Source organism: Embleya sp. NPDC025285 (genome assembly GCF_055558835.1).
Map to the genome: position 1 here is coordinate 20,994 of NZ_JBVHLU010000104.1, position 15,238 is coordinate 36,231.

Annotated in this window: 12 protein-coding genes; 5 read left to right on the forward strand and 7 right to left on the reverse strand. The window is 71.8% G+C overall.

Features of this window, described 5'->3' with window-relative positions; all coding sequences use genetic code 11:
* The first annotated feature begins 78 nt into the window (after positions 1-78).
* Positions 79-858 carry an LPXTG cell wall anchor domain-containing protein gene (locus ACZ4FV_RS42440; protein ID WP_395870194.1) on the forward strand — a complete coding sequence of 260 codons (780 nt, stop codon included), beginning with the start codon at positions 79-81 and terminating at the stop codon, positions 856-858.
* 195 nt (positions 859-1,053) lie between these two features.
* A complete protein-coding gene (locus tag ACZ4FV_RS42445; RefSeq protein WP_395870192.1) occupies positions 1,054-1,836 on the forward strand; it encodes an isoprenyl transferase in 783 nt (260 codons plus the stop codon).
* A gap of 114 nt (positions 1,837-1,950) precedes the next feature.
* Here the strand turns inward: ACZ4FV_RS42445 and ACZ4FV_RS42450 are convergent, their stop codons facing one another.
* The 7 genes from ACZ4FV_RS42450 to ACZ4FV_RS42480 all read right to left on the reverse strand — a co-directional run bounded on the left by ACZ4FV_RS42450 (position 1,951) and on the right by ACZ4FV_RS42480 (position 10,890).
* Positions 1,951-2,850: a carbon-nitrogen hydrolase family protein gene (locus ACZ4FV_RS42450; protein WP_395870190.1), complete on the reverse strand. Its 900-nt coding sequence runs from the start codon at positions 2,848-2,850 to the stop codon at positions 1,951-1,953.
* Between the two features lie 48 nt (positions 2,851-2,898).
* Positions 2,899-3,552, reverse strand: a complete 654-nt coding sequence (locus tag ACZ4FV_RS42455) for an SRPBCC family protein (RefSeq protein ID WP_395870188.1) — start codon at positions 3,550-3,552, stop codon at positions 2,899-2,901.
* A gap of 15 nt (positions 3,553-3,567) precedes the next feature.
* Positions 3,568-5,997: an aerobic carbon-monoxide dehydrogenase large subunit gene (cutA, locus tag ACZ4FV_RS42460; protein WP_395870186.1), complete on the reverse strand. Its 2,430-nt coding sequence runs from the start codon at positions 5,995-5,997 to the stop codon at positions 3,568-3,570.
* A complete protein-coding gene (locus tag ACZ4FV_RS42465; protein ID WP_395870185.1) occupies positions 5,994-6,530 on the reverse strand; it encodes a (2Fe-2S)-binding protein in 537 nt (178 codons plus the stop codon). The genes cutA and ACZ4FV_RS42465 overlap by 4 nt, the downstream gene beginning before the upstream one ends.
* A complete protein-coding gene (locus ACZ4FV_RS42470; protein WP_395870183.1) occupies positions 6,527-7,450 on the reverse strand; it encodes an FAD binding domain-containing protein in 924 nt (307 codons plus the stop codon). Before ACZ4FV_RS42470 ends, ACZ4FV_RS42465 begins: the two co-directional genes overlap by 4 nt.
* A 52-nt stretch (positions 7,451-7,502) precedes the next feature.
* On the reverse strand, positions 7,503-8,975 hold the full coding sequence (locus tag ACZ4FV_RS42475) for a uracil-xanthine permease family protein (RefSeq protein ID WP_465326126.1): 1,473 nt from the start codon (positions 8,973-8,975) through the stop codon (positions 7,503-7,505).
* 259 nt (positions 8,976-9,234) lie between these two features.
* The gene (locus ACZ4FV_RS42480) at positions 9,235-10,890 is read right to left on the reverse strand and encodes a PucR family transcriptional regulator (protein ID WP_331770560.1); all 1,656 of its coding nucleotides are present in this window, start codon (positions 10,888-10,890) and stop codon (positions 9,235-9,237) included.
* A 449-nt stretch (positions 10,891-11,339) separates the two neighbouring features.
* On the opposite strand from ACZ4FV_RS42480, the gene ACZ4FV_RS42485 reads away from it, so the two are divergent.
* From ACZ4FV_RS42485 to ACZ4FV_RS42495, 3 genes are read left to right on the forward strand one after another with little or no spacing between them, the layout of a single operon-like run.
* Positions 11,340-12,245, forward strand: coding sequence for an oxamate carbamoyltransferase subunit AllH family protein (locus tag ACZ4FV_RS42485; protein ID WP_465326129.1), 906 nt, complete (start codon positions 11,340-11,342; stop codon positions 12,243-12,245).
* A complete protein-coding gene (locus ACZ4FV_RS42490) occupies positions 12,229-13,707 on the forward strand; it encodes an FdrA family protein (protein ID WP_395870177.1) in 1,479 nt (492 codons plus the stop codon). The genes ACZ4FV_RS42485 and ACZ4FV_RS42490 overlap by 17 nt, the downstream gene beginning before the upstream one ends.
* The gene (locus ACZ4FV_RS42495; RefSeq protein ID WP_395870175.1) at positions 13,704-15,125 is read left to right on the forward strand and encodes a YlbE family protein; all 1,422 of its coding nucleotides are present in this window, start codon (positions 13,704-13,706) and stop codon (positions 15,123-15,125) included. The genes ACZ4FV_RS42490 and ACZ4FV_RS42495 overlap by 4 nt, the downstream gene beginning before the upstream one ends.
* Positions 15,126-15,238: the final 113 nt, after the last annotated feature.

Genomic DNA, 15,238 nt, shown 5'->3' on the forward strand with positions numbered 1-15,238 from the left:
GCGGGCGACATGCAAAACCGAGGCACGTCCACCACACGGGAGAGAAATCGTTTCTCCCGCCTGTCCACCGTTGTGGCGGTGAGCGCATCCGCACTGCTCACCGCCATCGGCCCGGCCGGCGCGGTCGACATCCCCGATCAGCAGGCCGCGCTCGATCTGGTGAAGTCGGCCGGCGTGCACGACGCCGTCTGTCGCTTCCTCGGCGTGCCGCTGCCCGAGGGCGGCCCCGGGGCGGCGCCGGTGACGATTCCGGACAAGGCCGATCCCTGCGAGGGCCTGCCGGCGTTCACGGTGAAGGACCCTCTGGTGGTGAACCAGATCACGCCGGGCTTCGTCGCGGGAACGGCCCTGCCGATCGCCACCCAGGCGATCGCGCTGAGCCATCTCGTGTCCTCGCTGGATGTCACCGTCAACGGCCGCAATGCCACCGTCATGCTCGCCCCGACCCAGGGCGGCGGCTGGCACCTGGCGGCCGTCCGCGACGGCGACAGCGACACCACGTACGCCGGTAAGGCCGGCGTCGGAGCCCTGGTGTTCACCGAGCCCCAGCTGCAGGCGTGGTACCGGCTCAAGGTCACCACCGTCGAGCCACTCAACGACCAGGCCAAGGAGGGTCTGGGCGGGCAGTCCTCACTCTCGCTCGGCGACTACCAGAAGCTGGTCAAGGCCCGCTACGCCGACAAGTTGCCCGGCTCGGACTACGACACCAACGGCGTGTCCAGCGGTTACACCACCGCCGACACGGCGGACGACTCGTCGTCGGCGACGCCACTGATCGTCGGCGGTTCGAGCGCGGCACTCGTACTCGCGGGCGGTGCCGTCGTCCTCCGCCGCCGGCGGCGCGAGAACACCGGCTGAACGCGGTCCCTTCGCCCCGGCGCCCCGGCACAGGCGGGGCGCCGGGGCGAAGCCGCTCCTGCGACACGGCGGCCCGGAGCGGCGACCGGTGTGCAAGTGGCCCGAGTGGTAAAGCCGTTGAGCGCGCTCGCCGACCCGGTGAGAACGTCCCTGGTAGGGTCCGCCGAGGGTTTTGCCACGCGATGGAGATGGTGCATGAAGCTGCTCCCGCTGTTCCTGCGGCGGCCGATCGAAGCGGTGTACGAACGCCGACTGGCCGCCACCCTGATAGGTCTGCCGCGCCCACGGCACGTCGGGATCATGCTCGACGGCAACCGGCGCTGGGCCCGAAAGGCGGGGCACGCGGACGTCCGGGAGGGGTACCGGGCGGGTGGCGCCAAGGCGACCGAGTTCCTGGGGTGGTGCACCGCCGCGGGAATCGAGCACGTGACCCTCTTCATGCTCTCCGACGACAACCTCGGCCGACCCGCGGAAGAGCTCGGCCCGCTGATCGAGATCATCGAGGAGACCGTCCGGGACATCACGGCCGAAGGCCGGCCCTGGGAAGTGCGGGTGATCGGCTCGCTCGACATGCTGCCCGGTGCCGCCGCCCGGGTGCTCAAGACGGCCACCGCCGCGACGAAGGGGCGCGGTGGGCTGAGAGTGGACGTCGCGGTCGGCTACGGCGGCCGACGCGAGATCGTCGACGCGGTGAAGAGCGCCTTCGAGGCACACATCGCGGCCGGTGGGGACCCGGCCGAACTGGTCGAACGGTTCGATATCGAGGACATCTCCCGGCATTTGTACTCGCCGACCGCCGCGCACACCGACTTCATCATCCGCACCTCGGGAGAGCAGCGGCTGTCCGGTTTCCTGCTCTGGCAATCCGCGTACGCCGAGATGCACTGGGTGGACTGCTACTGGCCGGCGTTCCGGCACGTGGACTTCCTGCGCGCGCTGCGCTCGTACGCGAGTCGCGAACGGCGATTCGGCAAGTAGCCGCCGTCGGCGCCGGGCGGCACACCCGGGCGAGCGGCCGGGTGAGCGCGCGGCACCGCGTGCACGATGCCCCGGCCCGATCCGCCGGGCCGGGGCATCGTGTTCGTGCGGTGATCAGCCGTGCGGGAACGTGGTCTTCGCCGGACGGACCAGGTCGTCCGCGTAGTTGGCGATCAGGTCCAGGTTGCGGTCGGCCAAGTGGTCGAAGACCTGGGGCACGTTCGACCCCGGGGTCAGCGACGCCAACGCCCGCTCCGGGTCCAGACGAGCGGAGACCCAACCCTCGTGCGAGGAGCCGCGCGCGATCACCTCGGCGCCCGGGGTGACGATCATCGAGTTGCCGAAGTACAGCACACCGGCCGGGTCGCTGCCGGTGGCGTTGGCGCCGATCACGTAGACGTGGTTGTCGTACGCCCGTGCCCGGCAGGTGAGTTCCCACAGGTCGGCGGAGCGCAGCAGGGCCGACGGGCGGCAGATCACCTCGGCGCCGTGCACCGCCTGGATCCGGCTCAGCTCCGGGTAGTCGCCGTCGAAGCAGATGATCATGCCGATCCGACCGAGGTCGGTCTCCACCACGCTGACGTACTCGCCCGGCGTGACCCACCCGCCGCGCGACCGCAGTTCGGGCCCGAACGGGTGGGTCTTGCGGTAGACGCCGAGCACCCGACCGTCCGGCCCGGCCAGCACGGACGAGTTGTACACGACCCCGCGGTCGTCCCCGCGTTCGTAGGTGCCCCACACCAGATGCACGCCCAACTCCCGGGCCCGCTCCTGGAACGGCTCGGTGAGCGCGCCCGGGACGTCGTCGACCAGGTCCCACAACTCCTCGGCGCTCAGCGCCGGGGTGAAGCCGGTGGTCACGCTCTCCGGCAGTACGACCAACTCGGCACCGGTGGACTCGACGCAGCGGGTGACCCAGTCCAGCGCGTGGGCGATGTTCGCCTCGACCACCGCCGCCGTGAGCGGTCCCGGCCGGGGCACGACCTGGACGGCCGCCGCCGTGAACGCACGCATGGTAACTCCCTTTCCCGATCGGTTCGCGATCGGTTCCCGATCAGTGGATCAGCGACGACGGGCGATCACGCCGCCGACGATCGCGCCGAGCAGCGCCACCGCGGCGCCGAACAGCGCACCCTTGGCGAAGTCGGCGCCGCCGAACGACGAGGCCGCCGCCGGGGCCGCGTACCCGCCGGCCGGCGCGGCCGCGACGGTGCCATCGGCCTGCGCCACCACGGCGGTTCCGTTGACCGCCGCGGGCACCGGGGTGAGCGGCGTCTGCCCGGTCAGGATCTTGTCGACCGACTTGAAGAACTCGCCCGCCGTCTTCTTGGCGACACCCGTCAGCATGCGCTGCCCGACCCCGCCGATCACCCCGCCCACCACGGCCTCGGCGTCGTACTCCAGCCGGGTCCGCCCGCCGTCGATGTCCTCCAGGGTGACCTTGACCTCGGCGCTGACCGTGCCCGGGCCGCCCGAGCCGGACGCCTTGAGCATGAACGAGCCGGGCGGCACCTGGTCGGTGAGCTGCACGTTGCCCAGGTAGGTGCCCTTGATCGAGGCGACGCCCATCGTCACCGTCATCCGGTACGCGTCGGGGCCGGTCTCCTCGAGCTTCTCGCAGCCGGGGATGGTGCGGGTGAGCACGGCCGGGTCGTTCAGCGCCGCCCAGACCTTGTCGGCCGGCGCGTTCAGGATGGCGTTTCCTTGGACCTTCATGGTGCGACGTGCTCCTTAACGGTGGGTGCCGGCGGCATGGTCGGCGCCGCGGCGCAGGGCCGGGATCTCGCCGGCGGCGAACCGCTTGCGCAGGTGGAAGAGTTCGGACGGCTGGATCGGCATCCGCACGATCGGGAAGCCCTCGGCGTCCTCGATCGCGGAGGCGAACACGGCCGCCGCGGGGATCACGCCCGCCTCCCCGGCACCCTTGATGCCGAGCGGGTTGAGCGGGGAGGGCGTCTCCAGGTGGTCGATCTCGATCTTGGGGACCTCGCTGGCGTACGGCATCAGGAAGTCCATGAACGAGGCGTTGACCAACTGCCCGTGCTCGTCGTACTCCATGCGCTCGTACAGCGCGCCACCGACGCCCTGCGCGACGCCGCCGTGCACCTGGCCCTCGACGATCATCGGATTGATCAGGTGCCCGCAGTCGTGCACGACGCAGTAGCGCAGGATGCGGATCTCGGCGGTGTCGGGGTCGGTCTCCACGATCACCGCGTGCATGCCGTTGGCGAAGGTGGCGGTCGGCGGCGAGTAGTAGTCGCGGCCCTCCAGGCCCGGTTCCTCGCCCTCGGGGACCGGCAGCTTGGAGAAGTCGGCGGCGCCGGTGAGCTGGGTGGCCGCCTGGGACGCCTCGTCGAAGGCGTAGCGCAGCGGGTTGGACAACACCGCGACGGTGCCGAGCGCGACCGAGGAGCCCGGGCTGCCCTTGACCCGCACCCGACCGTCGACGATCTCCAGGTCGCGCGGATCGGCCTCCAGCGCCTCGCCCGCGATCCGCAGCGCCTTGGCCTTGACGTTGCGCGCGGCAAGCGCGATGGCGTTGCCGCTCATCACCGCCGCCCGCGACGCGAACGTGCCTACCGCGTACGGGAATCGGCGGGTGTCACCGGTCGTCACCGTGACGTCCTCGAGCGGTACGCCCAGTTCGTCGGCGACGATCTGCGCGAACACCGTCTGGTGACCCTGGCCCTGGCTGGTCAACCCGGTGGCGACGTTGACCTTGCCGGTGGTCTCGATCTGGACGTGACCACCCTCGTACGGACCCACGCCGGTGCCCTCGACGTAGCACGCGACGCCGATTCCGACCCGGCGGCCCTCGGCCCGCGCCTGCGCGCGGTACGCCTCGAACTCGTCCCAGCCGACCAGCTTCTTCAGCGCCTCCAACGACCCGGGGAAGTCGCCCGAGTCGTAGATCAGCGGTCGGCCGTCCTGGAAGAGCAGGCCGTGGTCGTACGGCATCTCCTCGGGCTTGATGAAGTTGACCGCGCGCACCTCGGTGCGATCGCGACCCAGGTGGTCGGCGATCGCGTCCATCGCGCGCTCCATCGCGAACACACCCTGCGGACGCCCGGCGCCGCGGTAGGGGGTCACTATCACCGTGTTGGTGTACAGGCTGCGGAAGTCCACCCGGTAGGCGCCGGGCTTGTACGGGCCGAGCAACTGGGTGGAGGTGATGATCGGCACGATGATCCCGTACGGCGTGTAGGCGCCGTTGTCGTGCAGGATCTCCACGTCCAGGCCGAGCAGTCGGCCGTCGTCGTCGAAGCCGACCCGTACGGTCTGCAACTGCCCGCGCTCGTGCGCGGCGGAGATGAAGTGCTCGCGGCGGTCCTCGGTCCACTTGACCTCGTGGTCGAGCAGTCGGGCCGCCCACGGGACGAGGATCTCCTCCGGCCACGGGTGCACGATCTTGACGCCGAAGCCGCCGCCGACGTCGGGGGTGACGCACTCGACCCGGTCCAGCGGCAGGTCCAGCTTGGCCGCGACGGCCGCGCGCACGCCGGTGGAGGTCTGCGTGGAGGTGTACACGCGCAGGCTCGCGTCGGCGGCGTCCCAGCGGGCGTAGACCCCGCGGCCCTCCATCGGCATGCACGCGCTGCGCTCGATGTCGAGCTTCAACTCCAGCCGGTTCGGCGCGGCGGCGATCGCCGCGGGCGCGTCGCCGACCTCCTGGACGAAGTGCGCCGCGCAGTTGCCGGGCACGTCCTCGTGCACCAGGCGGTCGGCGCGGAAGGCGTTCTCGATGCCGACCACGGGCGGCAGCGGTTCGTACTCGACGGTGATCCGCTCGCAGGCGTCCTCGGCCAGGTAGCGGTCCCGGGCGACGACCATCACGACGGCCTCGCCGACGTGGTTGACGAACTCCTTGGCCAGCGGGTACGCGGTACGGCCGTGGGTGAGCGCGGGGTGCGGGATGAGCAGCGGGAGCGGCTCGGCGACCCGGCCGGTCAGGTCCTCGTAGGTGTAGATGGCGACCAGGCCGTCGACGTCGAGCGCGCCGGTGACGTCGATCCCGGTGATCCTGGCGCGGGCGTGCGGGCTGCGTACGAACGCGGCCTCGTAGGAGCCCTCGCCCAGGTCGTCGAGATAGCGGCCGTTGCCGACCAACAGGCGCAGGTCCTCGGTGCGTTGCACGGGTGCGCCGAACATCTTGGTGGTCATCGGGCGTCCCCCTCGGACTGCTCGTCGGCCCGGCGTTCGCTGGTGATCTCGGCGGCGCGCAGCACCGACTTCACGATGTTCTGGTACCCGGTACAGCGACACAGGTTGCCCGAGATCGCCTCGCGCGCCTCCTCCTCGGTCGGCGTCGGGTTCTCCTCCAGGAAGGCGGAGACGACGGTGAGGAAGCCGGGTGTACAGAACCCGCACTGGAGTCCGTGGCACTCGCGGAAGGCCTGCTGCACGGGGTGCATGGTGCCGTCGGCGTCGGCCAGTCCCTCGACCGTGGTGATCTCGTGGCCCTGCGCGCTGACGGCGAACATCAGGCAACCACGCATCGGCTTGCCGTCGACCTGGATGGTGCACGCGCCGCACACGCCGTGCTCGCAGCCCACGTGGGTGCCGGTCAGGCCCAGGTCGTGGCGCAGGCAGTCGGAGAGCAGTCGGCGCGGGGTGACGGTGGTGGTGTGCAGCACGCCGTTCACGCTGAGCCGGATGTCGAGGCGTTGTTCGGTGGGGATCTGCGTCTCGGTCATCGGGCGCTCCGCTCGTTGGTGCCGGTGTCGCGTGCTGCGTTGGGGTTCGGGTCGACCAGGGCCGCGCGTTCGGTGGCGGTGCGCAGCGCACGGACGGTGAGTACGCCGGCCAACTGCGCGCGGTACTCGGCGGTGGCGTGGATGTCCGGCTCGGGTTCCAGACTCGAGGACGCGAGGGTCGCCGCGTCCTGCCAGGCGGCGGTGTCGGCGGTACGGCCGATCAGCGCGTCGGTCAGGTCGAGCACGAGCGGCACCGGCGAGAGCGAGAGGTAGGCGGCCCGGGCGGAGACGATCCGCAGGTCGTCGTCGACGGTGACCGCCGCCGCGACGCCGCACATCGCGTAGTCGCCGTGTCGGCGGGCGATCTCCACGAACTCGGTGCCGGTACGGCCCGGCAGCCGGGGGAAGTAGGCGGCCACGGCCAGCTCGCCCGCCTCGATGCACGCCTCCAGCGGCCCGACGAAGAAGTCCTCGGCGGGCACGGTGCGGGTGGCCCCCTTGCGGGCCAGCGTCATCGAGCCGCCGAGCAGGGCCAGTACGGCGGTCATCTCACCGGAGGGGTCGGCGTGCGCGAGGCTGCCCACGGTGGTGCCCCGGTTGCGGATCACCGGGTGGGCGACCAGGCGCAGGCCCTGGCGCAGCAGCGGGACGACCGCGTGTGCGGCCTCGTCCGCCTCGACCTCGGCGTGCCGGGCGAGCGCGCCCACCGCGACGCCGCCGGGGTCGGTGCGGACATAGGAGAGTTCGGCGAGCCCGTTGATGTCGACCAGGTTGGCCGGGGCCGCGAGTCTCATGTTCAGCATCGGGATCAGACTCTGGCCGCCGGCGAGGACCTTTCCGTCGTGGCCGACGCCGTCGAGGACGTCGAGGGCTTCGGCCAGATCGGTCGGTGCGTGATATCGGAATGCCGGCGGCTTCACGGTGTCGTCTCCTCCTGGTGTCGCGTGCGGTGGTGCGCCTCGTGTGTCGGCGTCAGCTGGACGGCGTCTTCGGCGGCGGAGCGGCGGCGGTGGAGCCGGTCAACGGCTGCTCCGCGGGCCGGTGTTCCTCCACGGTGCCCAGGGACAGCGCGGTGCCGCCCTCGAGTTCGACGTCGGCGGGGGCCTTGGGGTCGCGCATGTGCGCGGGGGCCAGGGCGTGCAGGGCGTGGTATATCACCAGGGTGACGATGGTGCCCAGCGCGATGCCCTCGATGGTGAAGTCGTCGTTGAACTTGATCGCGACGCCGCCGATGCCGATCACCACGCCGGCCGCGACCGGGACCAGGTTGATCGGGTTGGCGAAGTCGACCTTGTTCTCGATCCAGATCTTGGCGCCGAGCAGGCCGATCATGCCGTAGAGCACGACGGTGATGCCGCCGAGCACGCCGCCGGGGGTGGCCGCGATCAGCGCGCCGAACTTGGGACACAGGCCGAACAACACGGCGACGGCGGCCGCCACGTAGTAGGCGGCGGTGGAGTAGACCCGGGTGGCCGCCATGACGCCGATGTTCTCGGCGTAGGTGGTGGTGGGCGAGCCGCCCACCGCGCTGGCCATCACGGTACCCAGGCCGTCCGCGGTGATCGCCTTGCCCAGGCTGCCGTCCAGGTCGGCGCCGGTCATCTCGGAGACCGCCTTGACGTGGCCGGCGTTCTCCGCGATCAGCGCGATCACGGCGGGCAGCGCGACCAGGATCGCCGAGGTCTTGAAGTCCGGGGCGTGCGTGGAGGGCAGCCCGAACCAGTCGGCGGAGGTGACACCGGAGAAGTCGACCCGGTCGTGCGCGAACTCCTTGCCGTCGTGCTGACCGGGCTGGGCCGAGGTGATCTGCCCGAAGCCCTTGTCGAACAGCCAGGACATCGCGTAGCCGAAGACCAGGCCGAGGAAGATCGCGATCCGGGACCAGAAGCCGCGCAGCAGCACGGTCATCGCGATCACCGCGGTCATCGTCAGGATGGCGATCCACTGGTCCTGCGGCCAGTACACCTCGGCCACCACGGGCGCCAGGTTGAAGCCGATCAACAGCACCACGGCGCCGGTGACCACCGGCGGCAGCGCCTTGTTGACGAGTTCGGCGCCGAGCAGGTGGATCAGCACGCCGGCGAGCGCGAGTACCGCGCCGGCGACCAGGATCGCTCCGGTCACCGTCGCGCTGGAGCCGCCGGAGGCGCGGATGGTGGCGACCGCGCCGACGAACGCGGCGCTGGTGCCGAGGTAGCTGGGGATCTTCCCCTGCACGATGAGCAGGAAGACCACCGTGGCCAGACCCGACATCATGATCGCCAGGTTGGGGTCCAGACCCATGACCACCGGGAATACGAATGTCGCGCCGAACATCGCGACGATGTGCTGTGCGCCCAGACCGATGGTCCGACCCCACGAGAGTCGTTCGTCGGGGCGTACGACCTCACCCGGAGGTGGGGTGCTGCCGTCCCCGTAGAGCTTCCATCCCAAGCCGAGTGCCATGTTCAGCCGCCTTCCAGGCGTAGGGGGGTGCGAGGGCGATTCGTTGTCGCACGACCCGGCACGGTGAGCGCGATCCGGTGATGTTCGCCGTTCTCGCCACGAGGTTGGGGGAAGGTTATGGACGGGTCGGACACTGCGGCTTGGGTGATAGCTGACAGATCCGGCCTGGTGGTGTTGTGAAATTCACCCAAGGTTTGTTGCCGACTCGTCTCGGCGTATGGATGAACAACCAAGGGTCTCTCCGTACGTGCGCGCTACGCTACAGCCCGCGCATGCGGCGCACCTGGAGCGCCAGCATGATGTTGAGCCGTAGATGCGAATCCGTGGTGAACGCGCCGAGCAACCGTTCGAGCTTGCCGATCCGGTAGCGCAGCGTGTTGTAGTGGAAGTGCAGGATCCGGGCCGTCTCGGCCACGTTCAGGTTGGTGTCGAGCAGCACCTCCAGGGTGGTGCGCAGATCGGTGGTCTCCTCGTCCTCGCGGCTCGCGAGTTCGCCGAGGGTCTCCCGCATGAAGCTGGTCAGTTCGGCCGAGTCGGGGACCAGGCTGAGCAGGCGGTACACGCCCAGGCTGTCGAAGTCGGCGATGCCGCCCGGACCGTGCATCTGCCGGCCGACCTTGGCCGCGCGGCGCGCCTGTTCGTAGGCCTCGGGCAGCAGCGCGGGGTCGGTGACCACGCGGCTGACCCCGGTGGAGAACGAGCGGCGCCCGCCGCCGCCGTCGCCGGAGACCTGGGCGACCATGTGCCGGACCAACTCGCCTGGCGGGGTGCGCTCCGAGGCGCCCATCACCACCACGACCTCCTGGCTGTAGCCGACCACGGCCGCGCGCGGATCGCGTTCGCGCACCACGATGCCCCACGCGGTGGCGAAGCGTTCGTGGGCGGGCCGCAGGTCGTCCGACTCCGGGTCGAGGCCCTCGCCGGGTTCCAACTGCGCGACCACCACGGTCAGCGGGCGGTCGATCGCCCAGCCCAGCGACGCGCAGTGCCGCACGGTGTGCGCCGGGTCGCCGGCCCGGCCGGCCAGCAGGTCGCGCATGAAGTCGCCCTGGTACTTGCTCTCCACGGCGGCGACCGCGAGTTCCTTGGTGATCACCAGTGCCGCTGTGGCGGCGGCCCGTTCCAACACCTGGATGTCGCTCTCGTCGAGCGTGCGCCCGGCGGAGATCAGGACGACCCGGCCGTGGTCGAGGGCACCGGCCAGGATCGGCACCAGGGCCACCCCGGTGGTCGGGTCCTCCAGGGCCCGCGCGCCGTGCTTGAAGCGCTCCACCCGGAAGCGGCCGGTGGCGTCGAACACGCCGCGCCCGCTGGATGTGGCCGCGACCTGTTCGGAGGCCGACGACGCGAGCAGTCGCCCGTCGGGTGTGGTGACCATGACGGTGCCGCCCAGCAGGCGGCTGAGTTCGTCGGTGATCGCCTCCAGGCCGCCGCCCGCGAGCACCACACTGACCAGCGCGCGGTGCGCCTCCTCGGAGCGGGCCAGCACCGCGGCCTGCCGGTTGAGGATATCGGTGAGCACCTGGTTGAGAATGTCGTCGAAGGCGACGTCGTCGGGCAGCCGGATGATCGGCAGGCCGACCCGGTCGGCGGCCTCCAGCATGTCGGCGGGCAACTCGTCCAGGTAGCGGCCCAGCTTGATGCCCACCGCGGCGAGTCGGCGCGACTCCAACTCGGTCACCAGATCGCACAGGGACTGCGGGGTCTCGCGCAGCGGGTAGCCGGTGGTCAGCAGGAGTTCGTGCGGTTTGGTCCAGGGCAGGATGTCCGGGACCTCCATCACGTTGAGCCGCTGCACCACGCGGTCCAAGCCGCGCTCGCCGGCCATCAGCCGGGCGCCGGACAGGCTGGACAGGCTCAGCACGTCGCGCACCGCGACGCCGCGGACGAGCGTGCCGGTACTCGCGGTTCGCACCCCGCCCGGACTTCCACCAGGGCTTGGCAAATTACGCGAAATATCTGCGCCAAGGTTGGCAACTTGCTCCATTCGAGGACCATAGCCATTGGATTACGTTCACAACAGACATTGAGCCGGTCCGATTTGAGTGGCACCGGATGACAGGTCACACCGGGGCCCACCGCCCCGGAGACCTCGGCCACACCGTGTCGATCATCGACTCCGCACCGTTTCGACCAGGGGCGTCGTCGGGCCCGGCACCGGTGGACCCGGCGCCACTCGACCCGGCATCGCTCGACCCGGCAACACCCGGCACGGCAACACCTGGCACGACAGCACTCGGCACGACAGCACGTCGATCCCCGTACCACTTCGCGTCCGCTCCACACCACCTCGATTCCGCACCGTTCCCGGGAGGCACCACCGTGGTAGACCCGGGAGACAATGGCGATCCGGCGACGGTGACGATGCCGGGCTCGGCCTCCGAGCGGATCCGCGCGGCACTGTGCGCGTCGACCCGGCCCGCGCGGGTTCTCGGCGTCTTCCCGGCCGCGATCTACCTCGCCGACCCGGACGACACGGTCCTGGCCCTGTGCACGCACGACGCGGTCCGACTGCCCAACGCCCTCGTGGTCGCCGGCCGCAGCAGCGCGTCCCCCTTCCCGGCACTCGCCGGCCACCGGCACGCCCACATCGGCGACGGCCGCGTGCGCATCGGCCCGCTGCGGGTGCCGGCGGCCCGCTGGTGGACCCCGCCGCGCCCGCCCGCGCCGGGCGACACCGACACCCGCCGGGCCGGGCGCGCCACGCTGCGCACCGCACTGGAGCCGGTACGCACCGGCCTGTCCGCCGACGCGCGCGCCCACTTGGCCGAACTGGGCCGACACGTCGCGACCGACCCCGATCGCGCGTACGCCGCCGCGCTGCGACTGATCGGCCTGGGCCCGGGACTGACCCCCAGCGGCGACGACGCGCTGTGCGGCTTCCTGCTCGCGCTGCGCCTGCTCGCCCCCGACCGGGCCGGCGGCCGGCACGCGAGCGCCCTCGGCGCGCGCGTCACGGCACACGCCCCGGGCCGCACCACCGACCTGTCCGCCGCGCTGCTCGGCCACGCCGTCCGCGGCGACGGCTGCGGGCAACTGATCGACCTGATCGGTGCGGTGGGCCGGGACACCGACGTCATCCCTTGCCTGCGCCGCCTGTTGACGGTGGGTCACACCTCCGGCGCGGACCTGGCCCACGGCGTCCTGGCCGGGGCCGAGGCGGCCGACGCAGATCTCGCACCAGCGATCGCCGGAGCCCCTCGCGGCTGCGGCGGTCCCACCGAACTCCCGTACCCCGAAGGAAGGAGCGCCCGTGAGCAGCGCGCTTGAGCTGCGCCGCGGAACATACCGAGACTCGGTCAGCCTGATGCAGGTGAGCCGATCGGTATCCGCGGTGGACGGGGTCACCAAGGCGCTCGTCGCCATGGCGACGGAACTCAACGTCGGCCTGTTGGCGGGCATGGGCTTCGAGACCCCGGACGGCGCCGGACCCAACGACCTGATCGTGGCGATCCGGGCCGACGACGACGACGCGCTGCGGCGCGCCGTCGAGGTGCTCGAACAGGCCCTGGTCCTGTCCACCGGCGGCGGCACCGGGATCGGCTCCGCCGCCGGCGTCCCGCCGCGCACGATCCGTACCGCCGCCGGTGCCACGCCCGACGCGAGCCTCGCGCTGGTCTCGGTACCCGGACCGCACGCCTTCGCCGAGGCGATGGACGCCCTCGAAGCGGGCCTGGACGTGCTGATCTTCAGCGACAACGTGCCCGTCGAGCAGGAGATCCGACTCAAGGACGTGGGCCGCGAACGCGGCCTCCTGGTGATGGGCCCGGACTGCGGCACCGCGCTGGTCGGCGGCGTCGGCCTCGGCTTCGCCAACTCCGTGCGCCCGGGACCGATCGGCATCGTGGCCGCCTCCGGCACCGGATCGCAGGAACTGATGTGCCTGCTGCACGCGGCCGGCAGCGGCGTCAGCCACTGCCTGGGCGTGGGCGGACGCGACCTGAGCGAGGCGGTCGGCGCCCGCTCGACGCTCCAGGCGCTGGCGATGCTGGACGCCGACCCGGCCACCGAACTGATCGTGGTGGTCTCCAAGCCGCCCGCCGACTCGGTCGCGGCCGAGGTCGAGCGCTACGCCTCGACGCTGTCCACACCGGTGCAGTTGGCCTTCCTCGGGCAGGGCCGCGAGGACCTCACCGCCGCCGCGACCAAGGCGCTGGCCGCCATCGGACACGCCGGCGTCCAGGACCGGACCTGGCGTCCCGAGCGGACCGTGCCCACCCGTACCGGCGCGCTGCGCGGGCTGTTCTGCGGCGGCACGCTGTGCGACGAGGCGATGATCATCGCCGCCGACCGGCTCGGCCCGATCGCCTCCAACATCCCGTTGCGGGCCGACTGGGCGCTGCCCGCCGACCTGCGCACGGCCGGGCACCTGATGATCGACTTCGGCGACGACGGCCTGACCGCGGGCCGCCCGCACCCGATGATCGACCCGAGCCTGCGCCTGGAGCGGCTCGCCGAGGAACTGGCCGACCCGGCCACCGCGGTCCTGCTCCTGGACGTCGTCCTGGGACACGGCGCGCACCCGGACCCGGCCGCCGACCTGGCCGAGGTGCTGCGCGCCGCCGGACCGGACGCCCCCGCCGTCCTGATCTCGCTGTGCGGCACCGACCTGGACCCGCAGGACCTGGACGCCCAGGCCCGCACCCTGACCGCCGCCGGCGCCGAGGTCCACCTGTCCAATGCCGAGGCCGCCCGGCGCGCCGTGGCGATCGTAGAAGGGCTCGACGCGTGAGTGCTCCCAACCCCCGAGGCGGCACGCTGCTGACCCGGGACCCGTCCGTGGTGACGGTCGGCGCCGATCTGCTCGCCGACGCGCTGGCCGCGCAGGCCGTACCGGTGACCGCCGTCGACTGGCGCCCGCCGCTGCCCGGCACCGCCGACGCGCTGGCCGCGGTGCTCGCCGACGCGCGCCGCGAGGCGGCCAACAAGGTCGCGATCGAACGGGTGCTGGCATCCACGCCGCACCTGGTGGACGTCAAGCCCGCGAGCGAGGCGCTGGGTCTGAAGGCCGGCCAGTTCCGGCACGCCGGACCGCCGATCGACTGGGCGCGGGCGTCCGGGCCGATGCGCGGCGCGCTGATCGGCGCGGTGCTCTTCGAGGGCCTGGCCGACACCCCCGAGGCGGCGGAGAAGTTCCTCGCCGAGGGTCACGCCGAACTGGACTCGTGCCATCACCACCACGCGGTGGGGCCGATGGCGGGCGTGGTCAGCCCGTCGATGTGGATGTTCGAACTCGAGGACACCACGCACGGCACCCGCGCGTGGTGCTCGCTGAACGAGGGCCTGGGCAAGGTGCTGCGCTACGGCGCGTACGGGCCCGAGGTGATCGAGCGGCTGCGCTGGATGTCCGCGGTGCTCGGTCCGCTGCTGCGCACCGCGGTGCGCGCGGGCGAGGCGATCGACATCCGGGCGATCATCGCGCAGATGTTGCAGATGGGCGACGAGGGCCACAACCGCAACCGCGCCGGCACCCTGATGCTGCTGCGCGAACTGCTGCCGAACATGATCGACAGCGGCGCGCCGACCTCGGACATCGCCGAGGCGGCCCGCTTCGTCGGCGGCAACGACCACTTCTTCCTGAACCTGGACATGCCCGCCTGCAAGCTGGCGATGGACGCGGGCCGCGACGTGCCCGGCTCCTCGCTCGTGGTGGCGATGGCGCGCAACGGCACCGACTTCGGCATCCAGGTCTCCGGCACCGGCGACCGCTGGTACACCGGCCCCGCCGAGGTCCCGGACGGTCTGTACCTGGGCGCGTACGGCCCGGACGACGCCAACCCGGACATCGGCGACTCGGCGATCACCGAGACCGCCGGCATCGGCGGCTTCGCGATGGCGGCGGCACCGGCGATCGTGCGGTTCATCGGCGGCGAGGTGGACGACGCGCTGGCCGCGACCCGGCGGATGTACGAGATCACCCTCGCGGAGAACCCGGCCTACCAGATCCCGGTGTTGGACTTCCGCGGCACGCCGACCGGGATCGACGTGACCAAGGTGGTGCGCACCGGCATCCTGCCGCAGATCAACACCGGCATCGCGGGCAAGGTCGCGGGCACCGGTCAGGTCGGCGCGGGCCTGGTCACCCCGCCGGCGGACTGCTTCGTCGCGGCGGTCCGGGCGCTGGCGGAGGCGATACCGCCGATCGGCTGACCTTCGGCACCACCCGGCACCGGGGGGGGGGGGGGGGGGGGGGGGGGGGGGGGGGGTGGTGGGGGGGGGGGGGGGGGGGGGGGGGGGGGGGGGGGGGGGGTGGGGGGGTGGGG

Bases quoted from the DNA above. Each gene is read 5' to 3' on its own strand.
- ACZ4FV_RS42445 (WP_395870192.1), top strand. From the start codon at position 1,054: ATGAAGCTGCTCCCGCTGTTCCTGCGGCGGCCGATCGAAGCGGTGTAC.
- cutA (WP_395870186.1), bottom strand. From the start codon at position 5,997: ATGACCACCAAGATGTTCGGCGCACCCGTGCAACGCACCGAGGACCTG.
- ACZ4FV_RS42465 (WP_395870185.1), bottom strand. From the start codon at position 6,530: ATGACCGAGACGCAGATCCCCACCGAACAACGCCTCGACATCCGGCTC.
- ACZ4FV_RS42450 (WP_395870190.1), bottom strand. From the start codon at position 2,850: ATGCGTGCGTTCACGGCGGCGGCCGTCCAGGTCGTGCCCCGGCCGGGA.
- ACZ4FV_RS42485 (WP_465326129.1), top strand. From the start codon at position 11,340: ATGCCGGGCTCGGCCTCCGAGCGGATCCGCGCGGCACTGTGCGCGTCG.
- ACZ4FV_RS42455 (WP_395870188.1), bottom strand. From the start codon at position 3,552: ATGAAGGTCCAAGGAAACGCCATCCTGAACGCGCCGGCCGACAAGGTC.
- ACZ4FV_RS42475 (WP_465326126.1), bottom strand. From the start codon at position 8,975: ATGGCACTCGGCTTGGGATGGAAGCTCTACGGGGACGGCAGCACCCCA.